24 protein-coding genes are annotated in these 25,191 nt (G+C 35.3%); 3 read left to right on the plus strand and 21 right to left on the minus strand.

From position 1 onward, the window contains the following. Positions 1-248: 248 nt before the first annotated feature. Positions 249-566 (plus strand): thioredoxin family protein, encoded by a 318-nt coding sequence (locus ACIQ38_RS09655; RefSeq protein ID WP_142540102.1) that lies wholly within the window; start codon positions 249-251, stop codon positions 564-566. A 49-nt stretch (positions 567-615) separates the two neighbouring features. Here the strand turns inward: ACIQ38_RS09655 and ACIQ38_RS09660 are convergent, their stop codons facing one another. After that, positions 616-1,491, minus strand: a complete 876-nt coding sequence (locus ACIQ38_RS09660) for a GNAT family N-acetyltransferase (protein ID WP_402821567.1) — start codon at positions 1,489-1,491, stop codon at positions 616-618. A 13-nt stretch (positions 1,492-1,504) separates the two neighbouring features. Then, entirely contained in the window at positions 1,505-2,761 is a 1,257-nt protein-coding gene (locus ACIQ38_RS09665; protein WP_402821570.1) for a GNAT family N-acetyltransferase, read from the minus strand. Between the two features lie 1,075 nt (positions 2,762-3,836). On the opposite strand from ACIQ38_RS09665, the gene ACIQ38_RS09670 reads away from it, so the two are divergent. Beyond that, a complete protein-coding gene (locus tag ACIQ38_RS09670) occupies positions 3,837-4,355 on the plus strand; it encodes a C39 family peptidase (protein WP_402821573.1) in 519 nt (172 codons plus the stop codon). On the opposite strand, the gene ACIQ38_RS09675 is transcribed toward ACIQ38_RS09670, so the two are convergent. Beyond that, positions 4,352-5,227 carry a 5'-3' exonuclease gene (locus ACIQ38_RS09675; protein WP_402821576.1) on the minus strand — a complete coding sequence of 292 codons (876 nt, stop codon included), beginning with the start codon at positions 5,225-5,227 and terminating at the stop codon, positions 4,352-4,354. The two genes, ACIQ38_RS09670 and ACIQ38_RS09675, sit on opposite strands and share 4 nt — an antisense overlap. Before the next feature lie 102 nt (positions 5,228-5,329). Between ACIQ38_RS09675 and ACIQ38_RS09680 the strand changes: the two genes are divergently transcribed. Beyond that, entirely contained in the window at positions 5,330-6,544 is a 1,215-nt protein-coding gene (locus ACIQ38_RS09680) for an NAD(P)/FAD-dependent oxidoreductase (RefSeq protein ID WP_402821579.1), read from the plus strand. A gap of 35 nt (positions 6,545-6,579) precedes the next feature. Here ACIQ38_RS09680 and ACIQ38_RS09685 read toward each other — a convergent pair whose 3' ends face one another. The 18 genes from ACIQ38_RS09685 to ACIQ38_RS09770 form a co-directional block, all read right to left on the minus strand. After that, on the minus strand, positions 6,580-7,515 hold the full coding sequence (locus ACIQ38_RS09685; protein ID WP_402821582.1) for a polysaccharide deacetylase family protein: 936 nt from the start codon (positions 7,513-7,515) through the stop codon (positions 6,580-6,582). A gap of 31 nt (positions 7,516-7,546) precedes the next feature. Continuing rightward, positions 7,547-8,272 (minus strand): hypothetical protein, encoded by a 726-nt coding sequence (locus ACIQ38_RS09690; RefSeq protein ID WP_402821585.1) that lies wholly within the window; start codon positions 8,270-8,272, stop codon positions 7,547-7,549. 107 nt (positions 8,273-8,379) lie between these two features. Then, entirely contained in the window at positions 8,380-8,949 is a 570-nt protein-coding gene (locus ACIQ38_RS09695; RefSeq protein ID WP_402821588.1) for a GNAT family N-acetyltransferase, read from the minus strand. 17 nt (positions 8,950-8,966) lie between these two features. Beyond that, positions 8,967-9,875, minus strand: coding sequence for an NAD-dependent epimerase/dehydratase family protein (locus tag ACIQ38_RS09700; RefSeq protein WP_402821592.1), 909 nt, complete (start codon positions 9,873-9,875; stop codon positions 8,967-8,969). After that, complete coding sequence (locus ACIQ38_RS09705) at positions 9,872-10,972, minus strand: glycosyltransferase family 4 protein (RefSeq protein ID WP_402821595.1); 1,101 nt, start codon at positions 10,970-10,972, stop codon at positions 9,872-9,874. The genes ACIQ38_RS09700 and ACIQ38_RS09705 overlap by 4 nt, the downstream gene beginning before the upstream one ends. An 81-nt stretch (positions 10,973-11,053) precedes the next feature. After that, entirely contained in the window at positions 11,054-12,589 is a 1,536-nt protein-coding gene (locus ACIQ38_RS09710) for a GNAT family N-acetyltransferase (RefSeq protein ID WP_402821598.1), read from the minus strand. 196 nt (positions 12,590-12,785) lie between these two features. Then, positions 12,786-14,300: a murein biosynthesis integral membrane protein MurJ gene (gene murJ, locus ACIQ38_RS09715; RefSeq protein WP_402821602.1), complete on the minus strand. Its 1,515-nt coding sequence runs from the start codon at positions 14,298-14,300 to the stop codon at positions 12,786-12,788. Between the two features lie 276 nt (positions 14,301-14,576). Next, positions 14,577-15,929 carry an O-antigen ligase family protein gene (locus tag ACIQ38_RS09720; RefSeq protein WP_402821605.1) on the minus strand — a complete coding sequence of 451 codons (1,353 nt, stop codon included), beginning with the start codon at positions 15,927-15,929 and terminating at the stop codon, positions 14,577-14,579. After that, the gene (locus ACIQ38_RS09725; RefSeq protein ID WP_402821608.1) at positions 15,919-16,956 is read right to left on the minus strand and encodes a glycosyltransferase; all 1,038 of its coding nucleotides are present in this window, start codon (positions 16,954-16,956) and stop codon (positions 15,919-15,921) included. The genes ACIQ38_RS09720 and ACIQ38_RS09725 overlap by 11 nt, the downstream gene beginning before the upstream one ends. Positions 16,957-17,012: 56 nt before the next feature. After that, positions 17,013-17,711, minus strand: coding sequence for a CpsD/CapB family tyrosine-protein kinase (locus tag ACIQ38_RS09730; RefSeq protein WP_402821611.1), 699 nt, complete (start codon positions 17,709-17,711; stop codon positions 17,013-17,015). Beyond that, positions 17,704-18,423 (minus strand): YveK family protein, encoded by a 720-nt coding sequence (locus tag ACIQ38_RS09735; RefSeq protein ID WP_402821614.1) that lies wholly within the window; start codon positions 18,421-18,423, stop codon positions 17,704-17,706. Before ACIQ38_RS09735 ends, ACIQ38_RS09730 begins: the two co-directional genes overlap by 8 nt. Before the next feature lie 79 nt (positions 18,424-18,502). Continuing rightward, positions 18,503-19,255 (minus strand): tyrosine-protein phosphatase, encoded by a 753-nt coding sequence (locus tag ACIQ38_RS09740; protein WP_402821616.1) that lies wholly within the window; start codon positions 19,253-19,255, stop codon positions 18,503-18,505. Positions 19,256-19,259: 4 nt separating this feature from the next. Next, entirely contained in the window at positions 19,260-19,904 is a 645-nt protein-coding gene (locus ACIQ38_RS09745) for a sugar transferase (protein ID WP_402822532.1), read from the minus strand. 248 nt (positions 19,905-20,152) lie between these two features. Then, positions 20,153-20,758, minus strand: coding sequence for an ABC transporter ATP-binding protein (locus ACIQ38_RS09750; RefSeq protein WP_402821619.1), 606 nt, complete (start codon positions 20,756-20,758; stop codon positions 20,153-20,155). Next, on the minus strand, positions 20,748-21,671 hold the full coding sequence (locus ACIQ38_RS09755; protein WP_402821622.1) for an ABC transporter ATP-binding protein: 924 nt from the start codon (positions 21,669-21,671) through the stop codon (positions 20,748-20,750). The genes ACIQ38_RS09750 and ACIQ38_RS09755 overlap by 11 nt, the downstream gene beginning before the upstream one ends. 17 nt (positions 21,672-21,688) lie before the next feature. After that, complete coding sequence (locus ACIQ38_RS09760) at positions 21,689-22,558, minus strand: ABC transporter permease (protein ID WP_402821625.1); 870 nt, start codon at positions 22,556-22,558, stop codon at positions 21,689-21,691. Further along, positions 22,555-23,583, minus strand: a complete 1,029-nt coding sequence (locus tag ACIQ38_RS09765; RefSeq protein WP_402822534.1) for an ABC transporter permease — start codon at positions 23,581-23,583, stop codon at positions 22,555-22,557. The genes ACIQ38_RS09760 and ACIQ38_RS09765 overlap by 4 nt, the downstream gene beginning before the upstream one ends. Continuing rightward, the gene (locus ACIQ38_RS09770; RefSeq protein ID WP_402821628.1) at positions 23,558-25,168 is read right to left on the minus strand and encodes an ABC transporter substrate-binding protein; all 1,611 of its coding nucleotides are present in this window, start codon (positions 25,166-25,168) and stop codon (positions 23,558-23,560) included. The genes ACIQ38_RS09765 and ACIQ38_RS09770 overlap by 26 nt, the downstream gene beginning before the upstream one ends. Positions 25,169-25,191: the final 23 nt, after the last annotated feature.

Here is a 25,191-nt window from a genome sequence, read left to right on the forward strand (position 1 = left end):
ACACTCTCTATGACTATTAGTTTAGAACAATTTTTAAATTTTCGCAATAATAAAATGAATAAAAACGAGCAATTTTCTTTCTACTCTTTCTGAAACAGTGTAAACTAATTTAGAAAAGTGAAGGCGCCTGCTTAGCAGCGACTTAGTTCTTCTTCAAGGAGCTTGTGCAAGAGCAGAAGATTGACATTTGATTTTGAGGCCGTCGCCTGGAACCTAAATAGGAAAACAAATCATAGGAGGTTTTTAATATGAACAAAATTACAACTGTAGAACAATTCAACGAAATTATTTCTGGTGACAACGAAGTACTAGTAAAATTCGAAGCTGGTTGGTGCCCAGATTGCCGACGCATGGAAATGTTCATCGATCCAATCATTGAAAAGTATAACCAATACACATGGTATGAAGTAAACCGAGATGAATTACCGGAAATCGCTGAAAAATACGAAGTAATGGGTATTCCAAGCCTTCTTATTTATCAAAATGGCGAGAAAAAAGCACATTTACATAGTGCCAACGCTAAGTCTCCTGAGCAAGTTACAGAATTCTTAGATGCTCAAAACTAATTTGAAAAAGACTGTTCTATTGCAGAGCAGTCTTTTCCTATTATCGCTTTTATAATTCCTTTACCATAAACACTTGAGAGATTTCCGTATTTTTAAATCCTTTGTCTTGTAAAAGAGGAATTACTTTTTTAGAATGATCCATTAAATTATAGGTTGTTCTTTTAAGGGAGCTTTGAAAAAGTAAGCCTTCTTGGAGAACTGCTTGGAGTGCACGCTCTCCTTCTTCATTTTCCTTCTTAATAGTAGCTTGAAATAAAGTGACCGCTTCCGCTTCGAAGCCGAACTGCTGCTTTGTTCTTACTAAACAAGCAGCTAGTATTTCATTCCCCTTCCTTGCAATAACCGCTTCGCCACCGACTTTCGGAATAATAGAAGGATCAACTTGCCACGGAGCAACAGAAGGAAAGATGCTTGTAGCTACCGCTTGTAATGCTGGAATTCTTTGTATGGAAAATTCATTGGCTATTTTTTCATCAAAAATAAGCTCTCCCGCTGCCTCTAAAAAATGCAGTGTATCGATTACTTTGTATCCTACTTTTTCATATAGTTTAATAGCTGGTTGATTTACAGACAAAGCTTCCAATGTAGCAATTTTTACATCTTCCTGCTTCAAAATATTTAGAGCTTTTTCTATGAGCGAAACACCAAGCTTTTTTCCTCTATACGCTGGAATGATACCAGTTCCCCCGTTCCAAGCAACTTTCTGTCCATCTACTTCTCGAATGCCTTGTAATACAAATCCAATCGGCTTACCTTCATCCAACATAATAATCGATAGTGCTGGGGAAAGGTTTTCATTTCCAAAACGAGCAACAAAAGCATCCAATGGCATTTTCATCGGAATATAATAGCCTTCAAACCCGTTCGTAAAAAGTTCGTATGCTTCTTGAAAGGTGATCTGGTCCATTGTTTTAAACGTAATCATGTTATCCCTCCTTTTAATATGATGTGAAACAAATAGGACTTCGTTTCGGCATAAACCATTCGTCTAACAATTGAGGATTTATATTATTTATAGAAACATTCCCATAATTATAAAGCGTTTCTATAGAAATACATCCCATCCACCAAGAACTAATATCTTGAATGCCTATTTTAATATTCGCTCCTTCTGCGTAATTCAATAATTTCGTAGCACTCCACATTTCATCCTTATAAATGACTTCAAATAGACCATTTTGTTTTGGTAAAAATGTATCTTCTATTTCTATAACTATTTTTACATATTGATCTGGTTTTCTAAGTTGCTGAAAATTCATTTCATGAATAAAATCAATGACATTTGTTATTCGATACATGAGTCCTGTTCCCGAAGTTGCCACTTCGTGATATACACTTGGAATAAGATGATTGGAACCATTCAATGGATTGGTCAGTGCATACACGAAAGATTGGTCATTTGTCCGAAAAATAACTCGATCCATTTGATCCTGTTGGGAATGTAACCAAGAAGCCAGTTGTTGGTAGGCATCTGGTTTTGTCCATATCCACTCATGGACGATCATATGTTGATGTAAAAAGTGACTATCTTTTACAGATTCTAATGTAAATGCTAATGCACCTACTAGTTGCCCATTTTCTTTCACGCCAACATAATTAGTCACCCCATTCTTAATTCGTTGCTGTTCGGTCCACGTTCTTTTAATCATTCCATGATTTTTTTGAGCATAGCTGTTATAGAGGGAAACGATTGCCTCCTCATCTTGTGGTGTCAAAAAGGTAACCAATCCTTTCTCACCAGTGACAATTAAAGCATTCGGTTTTATTTTAAATTCATATTTCAAAGGTCCATAGCCATACCCCATCTTTCGATAAAAACCTGGATTGAAAGGATATAGTGAAACTAGGCTCACATTTTCTTCTCTAGCAAAGTCATGGAAATGAGAAAGAAGCTTCAATGCAATTTTTTCTTTTTTATGTAGAAGATGCACGGCAACCATCCCAATACCAAAAATACGTTGGAATTTTCCATTTACATTACATTCAAAATCGTTCAGACGATACATGCCTAACAGTTCTTCTTCGTCATTAAAATATCCTAAATACTGAATACCATTTTGTTCTTCCAACTCTTTCGTTAAACGAACTACAAATTCCGTTTTCTTCTCTGTTGTTTGGATGTTCATGCCTGGATATGCAAAGGCAACAATGTTACTCACAGCCTCCAAGTCTGTCTGTTGTAAAAGTCGAATCAAGTCGTTCCCCCCCTTGAAAAATTATATTGATACTGAACATAATGTAATTATATTTTATTCTCAATGTTTTGATAATAGTTTTTACTATATGGTTGCAACTTATCAATGTATGATTTAATTTATACTTAAGCAATTGGCATAAAGAACAAAAGCGCATGCACCTGTCTCTGCCCCGATTTAGTAAAAAGAATTTCGAATGGAATGAAACGCATAATAGGGATACTGCGCAGTAGTGAGTTGTATGAAGTGTCCGCAGGGATTTTCGCAGCAGGGCGGACGCTTTCCGTAGGGTGAGCGATGAGCCTTCACCGCCACGCCTACGCGTGTACGTTGTGAAGGCTCATCTTACTCACTTGATCCTACTGGAGTCGCCTCCCTGCTGCGAAAATCCAATGGAGATTACTAACTAATCAATGTCCGAAATTAACAATAAGCGGTTGAACGAGACAATATACACTGCGAACTTGATAATAAGACAGCTGAACACGACAAACTAGTCGAGCAGTTGCTGGTCAGGCGAGTTCAGCGGGATTTTAGGCATATTATTCCTATAATATGCCTAAACCATGGTCGTCTCAATCCAAGTAAAGAGCTATTGTTAGAAATTAGTTGCTTTCATATGCAATTTAGTTGCTCTCATGCTGTTTTTAGTTGCTTTCAGTGTAAAATTAGTTGCTTTCAATGACTAGTTGATTGCTCTAAGCCATTTACTGGATACACTACATGAAAGGATAATTGTTTTAATCGAGACGATACTTAATAAGTGGGCAATTTCTATTGATTTTCGCTGCAGACGTCGACTCCTACCGGATGAGGGAGCAAAATGAGCCATCCCAACGTACGCCTTTTGGCGGCGGGGATGGCTCATCGCTCACCCGGTGGAAAGCGTACGACTGCAGCGAAAATCACAGCGGTCGCTAAGACACATTATCCCTATACTACGCTCAAAACTATAAATCCAAATTTCATGTTTTTTAAAGTAACCACATGTCAAAAATTTTATAGTTTCCTAAGCGATAAAAAAAGAGTTCTTCCCAATAGATTAGGAAAAACTCTTCTTATGAGGAGCTTACATATGAAAACACAATTGCATGTTCAAGGTATCTCTCAATATGATTCATCGATTCATGCTAATTTTCAAGCATCAGCTTGTGGTCCTGTTACTGCATTTGTTCTATTAAACTATTTGTTGCCAAATGCGAATCCTTTTCAACCAAATGATTTGTATAGAAAGTTAGGTGGAACAAGAATTGGTTTATTCACCTACCGATTTATTCGAAATATGCGTAAAATACTTGGTCCAAATTGGCAAATTGAAAAATGTTCCCTACATACTGCCCTACAGGAACTTAAAAACGGACGACCAGTTGCACTCAAATTCGATAAATACTTTTCCTTACAATGGAATAAAAAATCAACATTCGCTTATCACTGGGTACCCCTTATCGGATATGAAATAGAAGATGATGAACTTGTCTTAGTCATTCATGATAATGGAGGTCGAAACCGTGAAAGCAAAATTCGTAAAGTTCCTTATTCCCCAAATGCATCGATCTTAACTTTCATACAAGTAACTCCATTGGCTGCCCTTTAGTTTTGAAGCTGTCTTGCTAATATCGTATAGCCATGCTCATACAAATAATCGAATTTCGAAGATGCGATGTCCTGAACAACTAAGTGATCTAGTTCTGCTTCAATCGGGACATCCCTTCTGATTGTTGCAAGTTCTTTCGATAGTTTCAACATTTCTAAGTCTGTCTCAATTTTCGTTCGTTGTCCTGCTTTCAATAAATGAAGGGAATCTATAACCGCTTCCACAGTTCCGTATGTTTGTACTAATTGTAAAGCTGTTTTCGGTCCAATTCCTTTCACGCCGGCATAGCCATCACTAGTATCCCCCATAAATGCCTTTACATCAGGGAATAACAATGGAGAAATGCCATACTCTTCTATAAAACGGGCTTCATTGTACACATCATAGATTGTAAATCCTTTTTTCGTAAAGGCAATTTCTGTAGATGGATGTAGTAGCTGCAATAAATCTTTATCCCCACTTACAATCGTAAACCTTGCGTCATCTTGCCATTTATGTGTAATAGAAGCAATTGTATCATCCGCTTCCATTCCGACTACCCCAAAATTCATCCATCCCAAATGCTCGGACAAATCTTGTGCCATATCAAATTGTGGAATTAGTTCTTCTGCTGGTTTCGGGCGGTTTGCTTTATAGCCGTCATACATTTCATTGCGAAAAGTATGCATCCCTTTATCCCAACAAATTGCCATATGCGTCGGTTGCATTAAATTTTGTGCAGCAAGTACATGGCGGGCAAATCCTTGCACTGCATTCGTTGGAATCCCTTTATCATTTTTAAAATAATTTCCAGACATCGCGGTTGCGAAAAATGAGCGAAATAGTAGTGCCATTCCATCTATTATAAGTACATGTGGTTTATCTTGATTCATATTCAACATCCTTTTTCATTGATTAAACACTAGTATAACATGTGTGTGAAATCGATTGAATACGGGTATATAACTAGAAATATATATTTGGAGGATAAGTCAATGAACATACATAATGGCACACTTTTTTGGCCCACAACAACACCCTCTTTTAAACCTCGAAGTAAGAAAGAAAAGCTCGATTTATATGATGTAGTAATCGTAGGTGCTGGCATGTCCGGTTCACTAACAGCACTCGCTTTAGTAGAAGCTGGTCTATCAGTCGCCATATTAGATAAACGGGAGATGGGCTCCGGCAGCACAAGTGCAAACACGGGTTTACTACAGTATTCGAATGATATCATGCTACATGAGTTAATTGATCAAATTGGTGAAAAAGAGGCTGTTCGCTTTTATAAGCTTTGTTACGAAGCAGTAGATGATATTGAAACAATAGTAAATCGACTAAATTTGGATGCCGAGTTAATACGTAGACCAAGTATTTGCTACGCAAGTGATGAAAAAGATGTGAATAAGATCCAAACAGAATACGCTACTTTGAAAAAGTATGGATTTCCATGTGACTATTTCGAACAACATGATATAGAAAAAAAGTTTCCATTCTCAAAACTAGGTGCTTTAGTTACCTTTAACGATGCAGAAGTAAATCCATTGAAATTTGTACAAGGACTTCTAGAGAAAGTAGAAGCAAAAGGAGCCCATTTATTCCCACATATTGATGTACAGGATGTATTTAATGAAGACAATCATCTCGACATCCGAACTTCTGAACAATCTTTCCAAGCAAAACACATCATATATACAACTGGCTACGAAACAACACCTGTCGGCAACAGAATAGGAGCAGATATTAACCGCTCATATGTATTTGTAAGTAATCAAATAGAAGATTTATCGGACTGGTATAAAAAAGCTCTCATTTGGGAAACGAAAAGACCATATCTATATATGCGGACAACTGTAGACAATAGACTGATTGTCGGTGGATTAGATGAGGATATACCAGAAGCCCCAGTTTCAGATGAATTAATCATGAAGCGAGCAAACAATTTATTAAATCAAACAAAGAAATTATTCCCAAATTATGACGTGAACATCGAATATGCTTACGCAGCAAGCTTCGGAGAATCCATTGATAATCTGCCATTCATCGGCGAACACCCAACCAAAAACAATCACTACTATTTATTAGGCTACGGTGGGAACGGAACGGTGTACAGTATGTTAGGGTCTCAAATTTTAAGGGATTTGATCACTGGGAAAAGAAATGAAGATGCGGAGATTGTTGGATTGCGTAGGAAATATGGAGTGACGTAAAAGCACGAAGGTGAGTAGCACTCCCTTCGTGCTTTTTATGAAATAATTTTCAATACATCCGCTACATCTCGCATATGCATACTTTGAAAATTGTAATTTGCTTTTAAATAATCTACATGCTTTAAGATTTCTTCGAGAAACTGCAAATTCTCTTCAATATTCTTTCCAAAATTATGTGGATGCCACCAAAGATGATATAGTTCATTGTTTTTAGCAGCTTTTGTTAATCCATTTTTTATACGTCTCAAACGCAAACTTTCTAATACTGCAAGTTGTTTACTATAGGGTCTTAAAAAGCGACTCGATTTTATGTTGATAATCGGTTCCTTTTGGATATTTTTCAATGAATACGTGTGGTGCCCAGTCAGATTTACATATGCATCGATTAAACGCAACATTCGCTTTGTTACTGGATTTGTTTTACTCGTGTAAGCTCTGTAAATCCAGCTTTCTTCATTTCCACGATAGGCGCTGATCCCGTATGTTTTGCAAAGGTTTAAATAATCATTATTTGTCTGATTTCTAGGAAAAACTAAAGAGGTAATGCCCTCGCCAAGTTGAAAAACTGCTTGTAAATCTTTTGCAAAATGAGCGGTTTGTTGCCCATCTTCTAAACAGTAATAATGTGAAAATGTATGGGTAGCAATTTCTTGATTAGGTATTACGTTGATCATATCGACAAGTGATTTTCCATAATGATACGGATCTTGTATTTCATCTTCTCCAACTTGCCATAGATTGGATTTAGCTGAAAAAGCTTCATTTTCATACGGTGTATCCAAACTTTCTAACCTTGCTAAAAGTTCATCTTTACTTTGACAATAGAGCATTCCAACAATTGCCCACGTTGCGTGAATATCATACTGTAGAAACAACTGCAAAATCCGTGGAATAGCAAGACGAGCTCCCAGTATATTTTCTCCATATTCTTCTAGAGTAAATACATCATGGACTCCCCAGTTTAGCTCCATATCTAAAGAAATAACGAGTGCCCCCAGGACTTCATCCTTCCTTTATTTTAATTGACCTTAGCCAAAGAATTAGCTTGCCTACGATTGAATTTGCCTCATAACCAGAGTACACTTCCGTAATTTCTCCACCGAATTCTAATTTGAATTTGCGAATATTTTCATTAGTAGTAAGTCCCCCCATATCATAAGTTGTATGATGATGCCCTTTGAAATATAAAATGTTACGCCATAGTAAAAAGCGACTAGCTTCACTTAAAAGTCTTTTTTCTTCCCTTTTTTCCTTTAAACGAAAATGAGAAGCCGAATACAAAGAAAAAGTAGTGTTACCATCTGAAATATACACTCTATAGCACAGAACTTCATCTAAATGATTCAAAAGCTTGGTAATCACAAGGGCATCCTTGTCTTTTAACATCCTCATCGTATTCACATGAAAGGAATTACAAGGGTAAGTGTTAGCAAACTTTGCAAAATGATTATAAAACTTTTGGAAAGCTCGTATATCTGCCATTTCTGGCCTATCGATTACTTCGATCCGAAATTGGTGACCCGCAGCTTTATTAATTTGTTTTCTATTTGTTCGATGCAATTGTTGAAACAATTCCACTTCACTTTTTGTTAAATCAATATGAATCGTCTCTGTTCTTTGTAAAGCATTTTTGGGAATTAATGAATGAGAAAATCCTAGAATATCAGTAGATTTTTCATCCACCTTGTATTCATCCAAAAAATAATACATGTCCATATTTATATTCAAAAACTTTCTCTCTAAGAGGATTATAAAAATACCTTCTCTCTTATTCTACTTACATATCATTCATTTTACATATTCGGGATTTCCAATTAAGTTCTTGTTTCCTTAAATTATTTAGAGATAATTATCTCTTTTGCCCAAAGAAAGTCACGATAAGTTTTTGCACCCAACTTATTAGTTGAGAAGATAGTTTTTCTTGTACATTCATCCCACTCATCATAAGAAGTTAAAGTTCGAATTGATTTCTCCTTTATATTTCTCGCTTGCAAATAGTTGGATAATTTATGTGTAGTAATACTTTTCTCTGATAACCCATGCAAGTAAAATACGATACTCTTCTTTTGAGTAATAATAGAATCTAAAACAAACATAATAACTCGATCTATATCTCTCTTTCGTACTATTAAGTCCATAAACAAGGCCTCTTCAAAAGCTAAAAAGTGGGCGATGTAACCAAACCAAGTTCTTTTCAATTGAAACGGAAAAAAAGCAATCATTCGATTATTCTCTTTTACTGCATAAATTTCCACTTCCGCATTTCTACCCGAAACTTCCCACCACTTACAAACATATTCAAGTTCGATAAAGGGGTTTGAATTATTATTTTCCTCTAAAATAGTATTCCATTCTTTTTCAAATAATCTTAAATGCTTAGACGATTTAATCAGAACGAGCTCCAAGTAATCCTCCCTTCAAGTTAAGTCTGTTTTATATGCGTATAATAATTAATGGTCTCTTCTAGGGCTGATGCAAAACTATATGTTGGTTGCCATTCAAAAGATGCTATAGCTTTTTCGTTAGATAGCACACTTCTTTCAATTTCTCCTTCACGTAATGGTTGGTATATAGGATTGGTTCGAACTCCCGTAAGCTCCGTTAATCCCTCGAACACTTGTTGAATCGATATTTCCGTTGAAGAGCTAATATTAAATATTCCAGTACTTTCTGATGTTAATGATTGAATGCAAGCAGCTGCTACATCTTTTACATAGATGAAATCCCTTGTTTGACTGCCATCAAAAATCACTGGATCTTTTCCTTCTAACAGACGATCAAGGAGGCTTGTAATTACACCACCTGCCTGTAAAGGACCGAACACATTGGAAAATCTTAAGATGCAACTCTTTAAATTAAATAGTTTTTCGTATAGTAGTATATAATTTTCAGCGGAGAGTTTAGATAAGGCATAAAAGGATAGTGGAGCAAGCTTCGAATCTTCTTTTATAGGTAATATAGAAGGATTTCCATACACTGCAGCAGTTGATGCAAAAACACATTTTTTTACATTATATTGTTTGGAAAAACGAAGAATATTAAGTGTACCAAGTAAATTTGCTTGGCAGTCCTCCATAGGTTTCAACATGGAGTTAAATACAGATGATTGTGCAGCTAAGTGAATGACATAGTCTGGTTGTTCACGTAGGAATACATTCTCTAAATCATTTTCTGTAATATCTAATTCATAAAATCGTGTATCTTTCACAATATTACTTTTCGTACCCGTCGATAAATTATCTACTGCAACAACGGTAAATTGCTGTTTTAATAAGGCTTGTACGACATAAGTTCCGATAAAACCAGCAGCTCCAGTAACTAATACTTTCAATTTTTCTCCTCCGATAAAGTTAAGTTGTAATACGTAGAAAGTGTTTTTTCATACATTTTTTCGAATGTAAAACTTGTCTCATATAATTCACGACTTTTGTTTCCCATTTTTTGACGAAGTAACTCATCGTTTATCAATAAGGATAGCTTCTCTGATAAGTTTTCATGAATTAAAAAACCATTTCTCCACTCTCTGACAAGCTCTCTTACCCCTCCCACATTTGATGCAATAATCGGAAGTCCTTGTGACATTGCCTCCAATATACTTAATGGCAGACCTTCCCATGAGGAAGTTAGGGTGAAAATATCTGAGTCACTTAATAACGCCTGGATGTTTGAATAATTGCCTACAAAGGTTACTTTGTCCCCTAAATTATTTTCTTGCACAAATTGAACGGATTCAGTTCTTAAACTTCCATCGCCTGCAAAAATCATATGCCAGTTTAATTCCTTCAGAGGTAACAGAGCCTCTAAAAGTTCTCGTTGTTTTTTAGGTTTCTCAAAGCGAGCGACCATTAAAATATTCACAATTTCTCTAGGGGTACTTTCTAATTGTCCATTTTTCATATCTCTCACACCATTATGAATAGTCTTTAGCTTTTCAAATGGTAGTACTTGATGTTTTAAGGCTAGGTTTCGATCATAATCGCAAACAGTAATTACAGTTTTGCTAATCTTCCCTACCCATTTTTCAATTTTTCTGTACAAGCGTTGCTGTTTTTTCGCTACACCTTCTGTAAAGGACCAACCATGTGCGGTAAATACAAAAGGGATGCGAAGAGACCAACAGGCAATCCTGCCTAAAATACCAGCTTTCGAAGAATGAATTGCCACAATATCTGGTTGTAGTTTTTTTATATTACGGCGTATTTCTAGTAGCGCAAAAAAATCTTTTACTAGATGAATATTTCGTCCTAAAAACTTACTACGCACATAAGTAATAGAAGGAATATACAAGCTTTCGTCTACTTTTTCTATACCTCCGCAAACAATGGTTACAATATGGCCATCTTTTATAAGCTGCCTCGATAAATCACGGACATGCACTTGAGCTCCACCTAGTTCATCCATATGTGTGATCAATTGAACAATTCTCATCTAAAATCCCTCTTTTTCCTTGATGGAATCGATGCAAAATATATGAAACATATAATTTTTTATTATATTGGCGAATAATCATCAAGAATGATCATCTGGTATTAATATAGTTTTTGAGAATCCAAAAATTGTCCGTTTTGCAATTTCTTTATTGATAGTAAATCCTAATTTCTCCAATTGCCTAATTTCTTTTGTCGATTTTGTTTTTACACTTATTAAGAATTTATTGGCTTTACTTTTCTGTTTTACAAATGAGCAAATATCGATTAAATTATCTAAACGCCAATTTTCAATAAAGACGGAGCTTTTTCTAAAATCCTTTAGATAAGAAATATCATCAATACGTATAACTTTTTCATTAGTCCAAAATATTTTTTCAAAAGTAAATTGGTCGGGTAAATAATATCCTTTATATGCACCGTATATTTTCGTGCAAACATCACGCATATGGTAGCCAATACTATCAAAGTTCTTCACGGAATCTTTGATTGTTAGCTCCAAATAATGATTAGTTTCACTATTATCAGGTACATCCTTTCGGGCAATCTCATAAATTGTGTAATGCTTCCATTCGTACAAACGCTTTAACTTTGGATGTATGAATGCTTTGATTACTTCTTTTGCACCTACAGACTCTGATTTTTTAAAAATATTTTTTAAAATGTAAAGAAGTTTTCCTATTTTATTCCGCTTGAATAAAACTAGTTTTTGATGACGCTTTATATGTGAGATACTTGACTCTTTTAGTGTCAAATAAAATCTTGCTAATTGAGCAAGTGGGGTTTTAGAAGAAAAAACTATTTTTCTTGTATAATCAAGATCAGTATTCCACTCAAACTTATATGTCTCATAACCAATACTTAAATCGAAAATATTAATACCATTTTTACTACATTGAAGAATTTTTTCCTTCTCTAAAATTCTACCGGGACTAAATACTTCAAAATCATCATCGAATCCTAATACGTAACTGATGTATCTTCCCCTGCATTTATATCCATAATTAAAAGCAATCATTTTACCATCCATAAATAATCCGTCAATCTCTGTCTTTAACGGTCCTTCAGGAAGCTGAGCTAGACTTTGATAAAAATTCCTTTCTTTTTTATTAGTAAACCCACTTGTATCATGCTTTTTTTTCCATCTTTTATCATGTAAATTGAAGATAGTTTCCATACTGTCTGGACCCGTTAGTAATACTTCAACATCTCCGTTTTCCCTAATTCGTTTCTCTCTTCGGTCTAAACGATGTAGCTTTTGCCTCTTCTTTATATATTCTTCCATCTTAATCTTTTCCAAATTAATGTAAGGTGTAATTACACGATGTGTAGAATATGCGATTTTTCTTTTCCGCAAATATACTTCCAATGTTCCATGCGATAAGCTACTCTCTAATAATCCATGTAAATGGAAAACAACATTTTTTCTTTCAGCCACTATTGAATCGATTACGAGCTCTAGAACATATTCCAAGGAATGTTCATAGGAGATGATATCCATATAGTTTGCATGGCCAAACCCAATAAAACTATATTTGTATAACAATCCATTTTTATCGTAAAGAAAAGGGAAAAAAGCGATTATCTCTGTACAATCAAAAACTGCAATAATTTCCACATTTCGCTCTGCACCTAAGTTTCTCCACCATTCATATACCCAGTCAAATTCAATAAATGGATTTGTATTATTTGTCTCTTCCAAAATGAAAGACCAGTCACCTCTAAATTGATTCAGTTGTTCTAAAGATGAAATCTTTATGTGATTCAAGTTTTTCAGAACTCCTCCTCCTTTCTAATAAAAATTAGCATAGTTATTACAAGTGAATTTTTTTCTTAAAATAACTTAGGATTAATTTCGTTTCTTTCACTTTTAAAAAGTTTACGAGAATGAAATAGACTACACTTCCTGCACAAATGACTACTGTCATTTTTAATAAAGCATTCCATTCTGGAATTATATACACGTATAAGACGTATACAATACTCCCCATCACAGTTGAAGCAAAAGTCACTTTTACAAAAGTAATAAAGTTCCCTTTCAAACCGAAAGCTCCAATTTTTTTTCGAAGACTGATAACTAAAAGAGTCGAGCAAAAAAGTGCTGAAATACTTGTTGCAAGTGCAAGTCCACTTATCCCCATATATGAAGATAATACGAAATTTAACACTATATTCAAGACAACAGAAATAGACGCATTATACATAGGGGTTTTCGTATCTTGAAGAGAATAGAATGTACGATTTAAAATCTCGCGAAAACCATATCCAATCATCCCTATAGAGTAGAAAAATAGCGCATGGGAAGTCATATCAATTGCACGTTCATCAAAATGACCATGTCCAAATAGTAATCTAATAATAGGGTCTGCTAAAATCATTATCCCCACGCTTGCTGGCACAACTATAAGAATTACACTTGAAATAACGTCACTAATAGACGTTTTAAAGTCTTCGTCATTTTTTTTTGCTGCCATATTTGATATAAGTGGGAACATAACCGTGACAAATGAAAGAACAAAAATACCTTGAACAAAATCATTTAATCTGCTAGCGTATGTCAAAGCAGAAATCCCTCCCTCCACTAAAGTGGAAGCAAGAGTTTTATCAACCATCAAGTTAATTTGATCTATAGATATACCAATCATAATTGGAAAGACAATTATAGCCATTTTCTTTATATTTTTGTCTGTGAATTGTACGATTGGAATATATCGATAATTCGTTTTCCATAATGTAGGGAATAAAAAAAGCATTTGAAAAAAAGCAGCTAGAACGCTTCCAATAGCCAAAATAATAATATTAGTTTGGGAGCTTATAAAAATTGAAATGATAATAATGATATTAAAAGGAAAACCGATCAAAGCAGGTATAGTGAATTTTCCATTCAATTGTAAATAACTAATAAAAAGTTGAGTTAGACTCGTGAAATAAATACCGACTAATCCAATACGAGTAAATAGTACCGCAGTTTTTAGAGTTTCTCCGTCAAAACCTAGAGCAAATAATTTTACGAGTAAATTAGAAAAAAGAAGTCCTAATAATATAATTCCTGTTGTAACTATTAATACGATATTGATTAGATTATTAGTAAAAAGAGATGCTGATCGATGACCTTTATCATGTTCGATTTGTTTAAACATTGGAATATAAGCTGTGGATATCCCTGAAATTATAAGACTGAACAATACTGATGTAATGGTAATGGAAATTATATATGCGTCACTTGTAGAGGTTGCACCATAAAAAAAAGATAGTGTTATGTCGCGTAGGAATCCAGATACTTTTGATAGAACGGCAATGATCATCAAAAGTACAGCTGTTTTTTTCATAGTTTCAATGGTATGTCCTTCTCTGCTATGTTATTTATCTTGCATATTACTAAAATGAAAATAACGGATTCGTCACTTATCACATTTTTTAGCCCTCCGCTCATCTTAAGTATTTCATTCTCTTCTATAATGTTTGCTAATATTATATTCACCTCAGATAGACTATCAGAACTAAAATAATGTATGAATAAGCCGATAATCAAAATATATTGCAACCTGTCATCTGAATTTCTTTGAAACCCAATTTATATTTCTGCTTTCTTCCAGTTAGCACTTTTAGTCAAACTCGTATATATTTTTAATCGCAAATAGAAGTAATAGAAAAAAACTTTCATTAGACATGGCATTAATAGACATATAGCTAATCCCCATACACACAATAGGTAACCAGCCAATAAAGTTCGTATTGGAAAGGGTTCTTGGAGACTCAATATTTCTAAAAATAGCCGTAAGAAAAACAAAAAATACAACAAAACCAGCGACTCCCCAAACTACAAATAACTCTAAAAGAATATTATGTGTTTCAAGATAAACTCCTGATCTTAAGTGATAATCTTGAATCCCAATTCCGAAGATCATTTGTATGGGACTTGAAGTGATTAATTGAATATATTGCTCCGCTATTATATTTCGATTACTTGTAAGAGCTGCAGGGTCATCTATAAAATCTGTAAACCTAGAGAAAAGTAATTCGATAATAGATGAAATTTCTTCACTAAAATAAAAAGTAAAAAAGGTAAGAAAAGATACTACTACCAAAATAAACGTAAATAGTTTTTTGCTTCTCTTCACCGAAAGTAAAACCTTAATTAGTAATAAAAAACACATTAAAGTAACTACTAATAGGAACATTCTAGATAAACTTAATATCCCGAAAGCTATAAAAAAAACAAACAAGATAGGATAGACTATTTTAGTTATCTTTTTTGTTTCTCTATTCACGACGTACAACATACCAAACATTGCAATCATAATATACATAGAATAATAGTTAGAATCACCTGCTCCCCCTTGGAATCTAATCGTGGCATTATTATTAAGAAGGGAGCCATACCGATCAAAAAAATCTAAAATACCATACATTGTTGAAATAAATACCCCTGCTAGGAAGTGTTTGACCACAACTTGATGATTGTATGTTTTCTTAGAATGAAGTAAAAATAATGAAACATATAAAATTGCAGAACTCCAACTAAAAAGCAGCAGTAGAGATTTAAAATTATAGTAAATAGCGTGAATCCATTCATATACAATAAAAAATCCTATGATGAATATATATGTTTTTTTTATTGGTTCGTGTATGAAGGAAAAAACTAATTTAAGTAATGCTAAACAAATAAAAATATTTAAGATTGGAACCGATAACCCGGCAACATGAATAAACATAACTCCCAAATTAGGAATTAGTAACATCAATAATGCAAAGTTACGAGCAATAGTACTGTAGAATAATCGTATACTAAAATAGGTGACTAAAAAATATATAAGGAATGTACTATGAAACAGTTTGTCACCTAAAAGACAGATCCCTGTAACAACTATATCAATAGAACTAAAGTACAATTCATTTCTATCATGGATACGATAATCATCTATATGCTTATGTTTATTGTCATTTTCAGATAGCATTTCTATATACCTGTTTCACCTGCTCTTTGTACTTGTCCATATCACATATAATTTCCGCTTTTATGGAAGCAGCCAAAGACATCTTTAAGTAATTTTCATCGGAATTTAATAGTGTGACAATATTATCCACGAAGTCCTTATCTGTCTTGCATATATAACCACAGCTTTTATCTACAACATTTTCTATGCCAACTAGGTGTGGAACAATAATGGGCCTTCCCATGGATAATGCCTCGATTGCAACCATCGGTAATCCTTCTGATTTAGATGTCATTACAAGAACTTTTGAATTTTTAAGTATAGGATATGGATTTACTAAAAAACCTTTTAAATCAATATTTCCCTGCAATTTCTTTGCTATAATTACTTTCCTACATTCTTCCTCTAGTGTTCCCCCCCCCATCATAATGACTTTCAATCCGGGAAATTCTACTGTTACTTTGGAAACTATATTAATAAATCTTAACGGATTTTTAATATCCTCAAACCTTCCTATGAAGGCTATATCATATGCTTTAACCGTATACGATGCAGCTTTTTTTGTAATCCAATTAATATCTATAATATTTTTTATCACTTTAGTTTTTTTGTTAAATAGGTGCGATAAAAATGTCTTTTCTTGGATTGCTGGGGAAACTACAATTATTTCTTTAATTTTTAAGCAGGCCAAAAAAAATAAGATAGAGTACATATTAACAGTTTTAAGCCACGCTGGATTCTGATGAATATGGGATACCACTGGAATAGTGAGCGATGCCAATAAACACTTTATAGTAGCTGTAAAATCATGCGCATGAATAATATCTGGTTTCCATTCTTTTATTACTTTTCTAATTTGTGCAAAAGAGAATTTTTCAATTGGAATATAAGTAATATCCCTACTCGCTAAAATGTCTTTAATCCCACCAGCTGGAGATGCATAAGCACACTCAAAGGATTCTGACAAATTACTTATTATACACATAGCTACATTCTCTGCCCCCGCAAAATCGTTTGAACTTAGGACATGTAACACCTTTTTTTTCATTTCTTCCTCCTTTCTTGTATTCTTAAAAGAAAATGAAAAAAGAAGAATACATTTTTTTACTCTGTTTCAATATAATAATCGTAATAATAATGATCCTTCTCAAGTTTAAAGTTATTAAGAATAACCCCGATAGTCTTTGCTTTAGAATAAAGAAGAACTTCCTTAGCTTTTAAAATGTTTTTCCGCTGTGTAAATCCAGAACTAACAACTACAATTGTCCCATCACATTTTTCAGCTAAAATCTGAGCATCAGCTACCGATAGGAGTGGAGGCGCATCCAAAATGACAATATCAAATCTTTCTTTCATTTCTTTCATAAATTTATCCATTGAATTAGATCCAAGAAGTTCAGCTGGATTCGATGGGATTGGCCCACAAGTTATTATTTTTAATCCCTTTATCCCCGATTCTTTTACTATATCTTCAAACGCCCAATTGCTCATAAGTAAGTTTGTAAAACCCGGGGAAATAAAAAGATTAAAAGTATAATGCATAGTTGGTTTTCTCAAATCTGCATCTATTAAGAGAACATTTTTTCCATCTTGAGCAAATGCAATAGCGATGTTTGCAGCAATGGTGGATTTACCTTCGCCCACAGAAGATGAAGTGACTAGTAATGTTCCAAATTCCTTGTCCTTCATAGAGAATTTAATATTTGACCGAATCGTCCTAAATTGCTCGGATACGATTGATTTAGAATAGTTGCTTGTCACAAGTTTCCTGCCCGTCCGATTCTGCTTTGTCTTCTTAAACACTTGTCTTTTTGCCCCTTTTCAATTTCTTCGATGTCTTTTGGGTAATCGGACTTATGAGGCCAAGAACCGGAATTCCCACTAATTCTTGAATGTCCATTTCCGTTTTAACTGTAGTATCGAAATATTCCATTATGAACGTAATTCCAACTCCAATTATTAAGCCAATTACTGCTGCTATTACTACATTTAAAGGAATATTTGGTGAAATAGGCTTTATATATTCTTTATCCAGTGCTGGGGAGAGTATCGTTACATTATCGACATTCATAAGAACACTAATTTCTTCTTGAAATACCTTTGCTGTCATATTAGCAATTTCCACAGCTTTTTTTAGTTCTTGATCTTCTACGATCACATTTACGACCTGTGAATTTTGTTCACTAATTAAAGAAATCTTATTAGTAAGTAAATCTGGAGTTGTATCTAAATTTAAGTTGGTAATTACTTCAGATAAAATAACTGGACTTTTAATAATGACGTTATATGTGTTGATTAACTGAAGATTCGTTTGGATATCTTGTGTATTTAATTGTTCTTTCTCAAATGCCTTTTGATTTATTAATATTTGTGTGGAAGCTTCGTAAGTTGGCGGCCAATAGAAGTAACTGATTAAAGTAATCACAGTCACTATTATTAGAAAAACACTTATAATAAGTGCTAGTCTTTTTTTTATTGCTTTGAACAAGTCATGAATGCTCATTTTATCTTCCATACGAATTCCTCCTCCTTCTATTAGATTTTTTCCGTATGAATGTTAGATAGGAGCGCTTAATTTGGTTAGGAGGATATTTCTAATTACTCACTTTTTTGAAACCAATAGGTGTCAGGGGTTGAAATTCTGTGCCAAAGAGGACATGTTTTGCATTTTCAATAAAATAAGTTAGCAGTTTTTCTGAAAATTTTTTCTGTACATATTGATACGCTTCCTTTAACAAAAAAGGACGAGATAAATGATGATGTGAATCGGATGATATGAAATGTACTAAATTATGATTTAATAAATCTCTTGTGTATTTTTTTATTTTAAATCCATCTACGCCTATCAAACTGGATGCTGTAATTTGGATCAAAGCCCCCTTTGTTACTAATTCATACACCAACTGTTTATTTTTTCGGAGTACTAGATTTCTTTCCGGATGTACAATAATAGGAATAAAACCTTTTAATTGTATTTGAAAAAGAATATCAAACAAAAAAGAAGGCAATTGATAATTAGGAAACTCTATTAAAATATATTTTCCACTATTAGCTAGCGTTAATAATTGATCTCCGATATCTCCGTGCATTCCATTATAAAAATTAATTTCTTGTCCCGGTAAGATTTTTATAGGAATTTTTTTCAAAGCTATTTCTCTAGTTAGATTTAATACCGCTTCTTTTATTTGTTTTGGATCGTTCCAATATTTCTCATTATGATGCGGTGTTGCAATAATATGTGTTACACCATTTTCTACTGCATTAGCCGCTAGTAATATCGCGTCCTCCATCGTCTGAGCTCCGTCATCCAGTCCCGGTAATATATGGTTATGAATATCAACAATCACGAATCTAATACGCCCCCTTCCCCCGAATAACTAATAATATGGTACGAGCTATGATTTTTATGTCTAAAGCTAGGGAGCAATTTTCCACATAATATCGATCCAACTCCATTTTTTGACCATGACTTATTTCGGAACGTCCATTTATTTGTGCATAGCCTGTTATACCGGGTTTTACTCGTAATCGCTTCTTCTGCTCTTCCGAATAATGACTCGTAATTTCAACCATCTCCGGTCTTGGCCCGACAAAACTCATATCACCTTTTAGCACATTCCATAACTGAGGAAATTCATCAATGCTATACTTCCTATATATTTTTCCAATTTTCGTCACTTCTTGATCTATTGGTTTTACAAAAGAAAAGTCTTTTGGAACGCCATTTCCCCATTCATATTGATGACTGCTAGACTCATCCATTATTGGTTGCATCGTTCGGAATTTCCAAATTAAAAAAGACGTATTATTTATACCACTTCTAATTTGCCTAAAAAAAATAGGCCTACCTGAAAGTAACAATGCAAGAATCGAAAATAATAAAAGTAATGGGGCAAAGAGTAGTAGAAGGATAATACTAGCCATGATATCGGCGATTCTTTTACCGAAGCGGGAATAGAAATTATGGACTGATTCCGAAAGCACAACTTCTTTCATACTTTCCAATGCATGGTCTCCTTTACATAGTTAAATATGTGCTATTGAAATTAGTATATTATCGTTTGGTACTAAAAAAGAACTAAGAAAAATAATTTATAAGACAAGTTCTATTTAAGCAAAAACAAGCCGCTCCAACGTTTTCACGTTAGAACGGCTTGTTAATTTATTGACATATTAAAATAAAATCAATCAATATATATCTTTTTACCTAATAAGCTAAATTCTTTTAAATCTACTTTAGTCACTTAATCTGCATCAGTTAATGCAATCACTCGATTACAAAGTCTCTGAACAAGCTTAGCTTCATGACTGACTACAATAATCCCCATATCCCTTTCTTTTGCAATTTCAAGAACGGCATGCCAAAGTTGGGCTTGTGTGATGGCATCGAGCATAGTTGTCATTTCATCGGCAATGAGATAACGAGTGTGTGAACCCAATGCTCTTGCTACACAAAATCGTTGCAATTCTCCTCCGGATAACTCGTTTGGATACCGCGAGAGCCATTCTTGCTTAATTCCTAATAAATCGAGCAGTCCTTGATCAGGTCTTCCTCCTTCATTCAGCACTTTTTCCATTCTCCAGCGTGGATTTACTGCTTTTTCTGGATGTTGGAAAACTAATTGTACTGGATGAATTCCTTTAGTAGATACTGGCAAACCGCCTATGGTAATACTTCCTTCCAAGGGCTTTTGATATCCCGATAAGATTCGACAAAAAGTTGTTTTACCACGTCCACTAGGTCCTGTGAGTCCTACAATTTCTCCTGGTTCCACCGTTAGATTGAAATTTTGAAACAACCACGGTCCTTTGCCATATCGAAATCCAACATTTTTCGCTTCAAGTTGCATGGATACACCTCACCATTCCATTACGAAGTTCACGCATCGCCGGTTGTTGTTCACTACACGCCGCAGTCGCCTTTATACAACGTGGTGCAAACAGACAACCAGATGGCAACGCACTCGGATGGGGTTGAGTTCCAGGAATAGGGATAAAATCATTTTGTGGCAATGCTCTCCATAGCGCTTTACTGTATGGATGTCGCAAGGCCTCACCATCCCCATTAAAATTTTCTACAGGCGCTACTTCTACCGTCGTACCTGCATAAAACACAGCAATTTTATCAGCGATTGTTAAAGCAGATTCAATATCATGCGTAATTAGCATCACCGCACATCCATTGTCAGCAAATTCTCTGAAATTACTTAATGCCTCTTTCATGACAACCGGGTCTAGACCAGGTGTAGGTTCATCCGCAATAATTACTTTCGCATCGCTTACAATTGCGGTCGATAGAAGCATTCTACGTGCCATTCCACCAGAAAGCTGAAAAGGAAACATTTTCTCTACACTTTGTTTTAAGTGAAGTCGTTTAAAAACCGCTCGTTGTGCTAAAGTAGCATCACCAGTTTTTACGGAAGTACGAACTTGCTTTCCTACGCGCATAAGCGGGTCTAAATAGTTTGTCGATTGTGGAATAAGTGCAATTTCTTTCCCACGTAACGAAGCTTGCTGTGAAGTAGTGAGCACTTCCCCGTCGTATTTGATTGTTCCACTTACTGTTGCATTGTTAGGGAGAATTCCAAGAATAGCATGAGCGAGTAAGCTTTTACCTGAACCACTGGCCCCTACTACTGCCAGTATTTCTCCTTCTTCTAACGTGACATTTAAACTTGAAATAACTTGTATATTTTTCTGCTTTAAACCAGTTGTGTATTGGTTAAAAGATATTGATAAATTTTCCACTTCAAGGATAGGCATCATTTCCCCTCCTTCTATTAATCATTGCTTTTGGTAGGGTCTATTAGTAATCTAAGATTTTCTCCAATTCGATCAAATGCCTGAACGATAATGAGTAAACAAAGTCCTGGGAAAAAGGCAAGCCACCACATACCTGCAGACAAATACTTCATAGATTCTGACAAAATAATCCCGATAGCTGGTTCATGTGGCGATAACCCCAAACCTATAAAAGTCACTGCAGCCTCATGTAAAATCACATGCGGAAACAGCAACATAAAGCCAATTAAAACTTGCGGTGTCAAATGGGGAAGAATATGATGAATCGCAATCCACCATCTGGACTTCCCCATCTGCTGAGATATTTGCACATATTCGGCTGAGCGAATTTGCATAACTTCTGCTCTAATGACCCGAGCTAAACTTGGCCAATGGGTTAGCATAAGTCCCATGACAATTCCTTTGAATCCTCCGCCCAACGTAAAGGCAATCAGAATAAGCGTAACTAGATGCGGCACACTTAGAAAAAGGTCGATTAGCCAAGAAATCACACGATCTGCTACTTTTCCCATTGTTGCTGCAGCCATACCGAGCATTAGAGCGATTAATGTACTACCAACTGCTCCAATCAGTCCAACCCCAATACTTAAAGAAAGGCCCATTATCGTCCTGGTAAACATATCTCTACCTAACCAGTCAGTACCAAAGGGATGATCTAGTGAAGGTGCCAAATTCCGTGCAATCAGATCCGTAGCAATTCGATCCCTATCAAGTAGCGCACCAACTAGAACAACCGTTATTAAGAAAATAGCGAAGAAAAGAATTGTAAAAAGCGTTCTCTGTCTTCGATTGAGAGAAAATAGTTTCATCTTTTGATTTTTACTTTTCACTTTGAGACTTGGAATCATAACATTCTACTCTCCCTCGTTCTCGGATCTACTATGTAGTAGATTAAATCGGCAATTAAATTTCCTGCAAAAACAAAGAACGTACTAAATATTACTAAACCCAATAAAAGTGGAACGTCACCTCTAAGACCGGCTTCAACTGTCGCTTGGCCGAGACCCGGGTAAGAAAATACCTGCTCAGCAAGCACTGCACCACCAAACAATTCACTGAACGCAGCAAATTGTAAAGTGATGGCAGGCAAAGCTACATTTCGCAACCCATGTCTCCAAAACAAAGTGAAACCTCGTTCCCCTCTCGCTCTTGCAAACAACACATAATCACTCGAAAGAACATCGATTAATTTCTGGCGCGTATGTAATGCTACATTCGCAACGCCAATTATACTAAGTGTAATCGCTGGAAGTACAAGATGCTCTATGCGATCCGCTAAAGTAACATCTTCTGCTAGTACACCAGCTGGCACCCCTAGTCCGATCGGAAACCATCCGAGCCAAACTGCAAAAACAATCAGCATTAAAAGTCCCATCCAAAAAGTAGGCGTTGATGCAAGTGTATAACAGTACCATTTAATTATTCGGTCAATCCAAGTATCCTTTTTCATCGCGGATACAACACCCATAATAAACCCAATTATTCCTGATAAAACCCATGCTGTTACCATTAAAACAAGTGAATTTAGAAATCGTTCACCAATTATATCCGCAACAGGGCGACGATACGTCATAGAAGTGCCTAAATCTCCTTGCAGTAAAGCAGAACCCCAATTCAAAAACTGCACCATTACTGGTTTGTCGAGTCCCCAATATTCCGCTATCTTCTCTCGTTGCTCTGGACTTACTTTTAACATGTCCGCCCCAATATAAGCTTGAATGGGATCAATCGGAGAGTTTTTTATTAATAAGAACGAGATTAAACAGATAGCGACTAATAATGAAAGCATTCTCAAACCTTTCAATAATAGAAAGATTCCAATCTTTATACCAACATTTTTGCCCAACTTACTTACTCCATTTCCAATCAGCAATATTATCTGTAGCTGGCCATCCATGCCCATGTACATGGATTCTTTGTTGTCCAATATCTAAGCCATCTTTCACTAAGTACAAGTGATCAATGTTGACTAACCACGCCCAAGGAGCATCTCCTTTTGCACTTAAACCAGTCGTTCCATCCCATTGTGCTTTTTGCCAAAATTCTATAGCCTCGGATTCACTTTTAGCCTGAAGCGCCTCTTTAAAATACTCATCTACTTTGGTATTTTTATAATAACCTGTATTGTAGTACTCTACTCCGGCATTATTGCTAGAGTATATGTTGTACATTTCATGTGGGTCATGACTTCCCCATCCCATTAGTACAGCCTCTGAATACATTTTCTGCCCAATAACATCCCAACTGCCACCCTCTACTTTGATATTTATACCGAGAGGTTTCATCATATCTGCAACAGAAATCGCAAGAGATTGTCTTACTACATCATCCGCCAAATAATATAGACTAAATTCAGCTTTCAAAGAGTCTTTTTCCAAAATTCCATCGCCATCTATATCTTTCCAGCCTGCTTCTTCTAGCAGTTTACGTGCTCCATCTAAATCGGCATCTTTAATAACTGTATCCGGATTCCACCAAGGAAGACCATCAACGGAAGTGTAAGCCGGCGTTCCCTGTCCTTCCAATACACCGTCAATTAGAGCTTTTCGATCAACCGCAATATTAATGGCATGACGAATAGCTGGATCGGCTGTTACGTCATTTCCAATCGGAAAACCATCTTTCGTAACATCGCCTGATTTTACATAAGGGAATACAATCCCACGGTTGTCCACTGTTTTAACTGCTTCTAGTTTCATACCAGGCACTTTTCTATTACTAAATGCAGCAGGTATATAAGCAAGATCTACTTCGCCCGCTTGTGCAGCAGCAAATGCAGCATCTTCATTTAAAAACACAAAAGTTACCTTTTTAAAATAAGGTTTTTTCCCATAGTATTCAGGATTTTCCTTAACAATCATCTGCTGGCCTCTGTCCCATTGTACGAGCTGAAAAGGTCCTGATCCTACTGGATTTTCCGCATAATTTTTATCATATGCATGTTTTGGTACAATTCCTGTTGCCACTAGATTATTAACAAAAGTGGATTGTACTTCTTTTAAAGTAAAGGTCACTGTCGTATTATCAACAGCTTCTACTTTCTCCAATCCATTTAAATCGATAACAGATCCACTAGCAGCTGCTGTTTCGAATGTAAATTTCACATCTTCTGCTGTTAATGGCTCGCCATCTGAGAATTTCACATCATCGCGTAATTTCACTGTCCACACTTTTCCGTCTTCACTTACTTCATAACTTGTCGCTAAATCATTTACGATATTTAGCTTGTCATCTCTTTTTAACAGAGTACTTTGGAAGAGTGGTGAACCATAACGTCCCCAGCCAGTAGTTGGATCGAAACCAGTTTCAGGTTCTGATCCAAAAGCTAAAACAAGCTCGTCTTTTGGCTTGTCTTTATTGTTACCATTGTCTTGACTAGATTTAGATGTGGAACAACCAGCCAATAGAATGGAACAAACTACTACTGCTATTATTAACCCGAAAAATTTCTTTGTCATATATCCATTCTCCTTTAGATATT

The organism is Psychrobacillus sp. NPDC096389, from assembly GCF_044762855.1.
GTDB lineage: Bacteria > Bacillota > Bacilli > Bacillales_A > Planococcaceae > Psychrobacillus.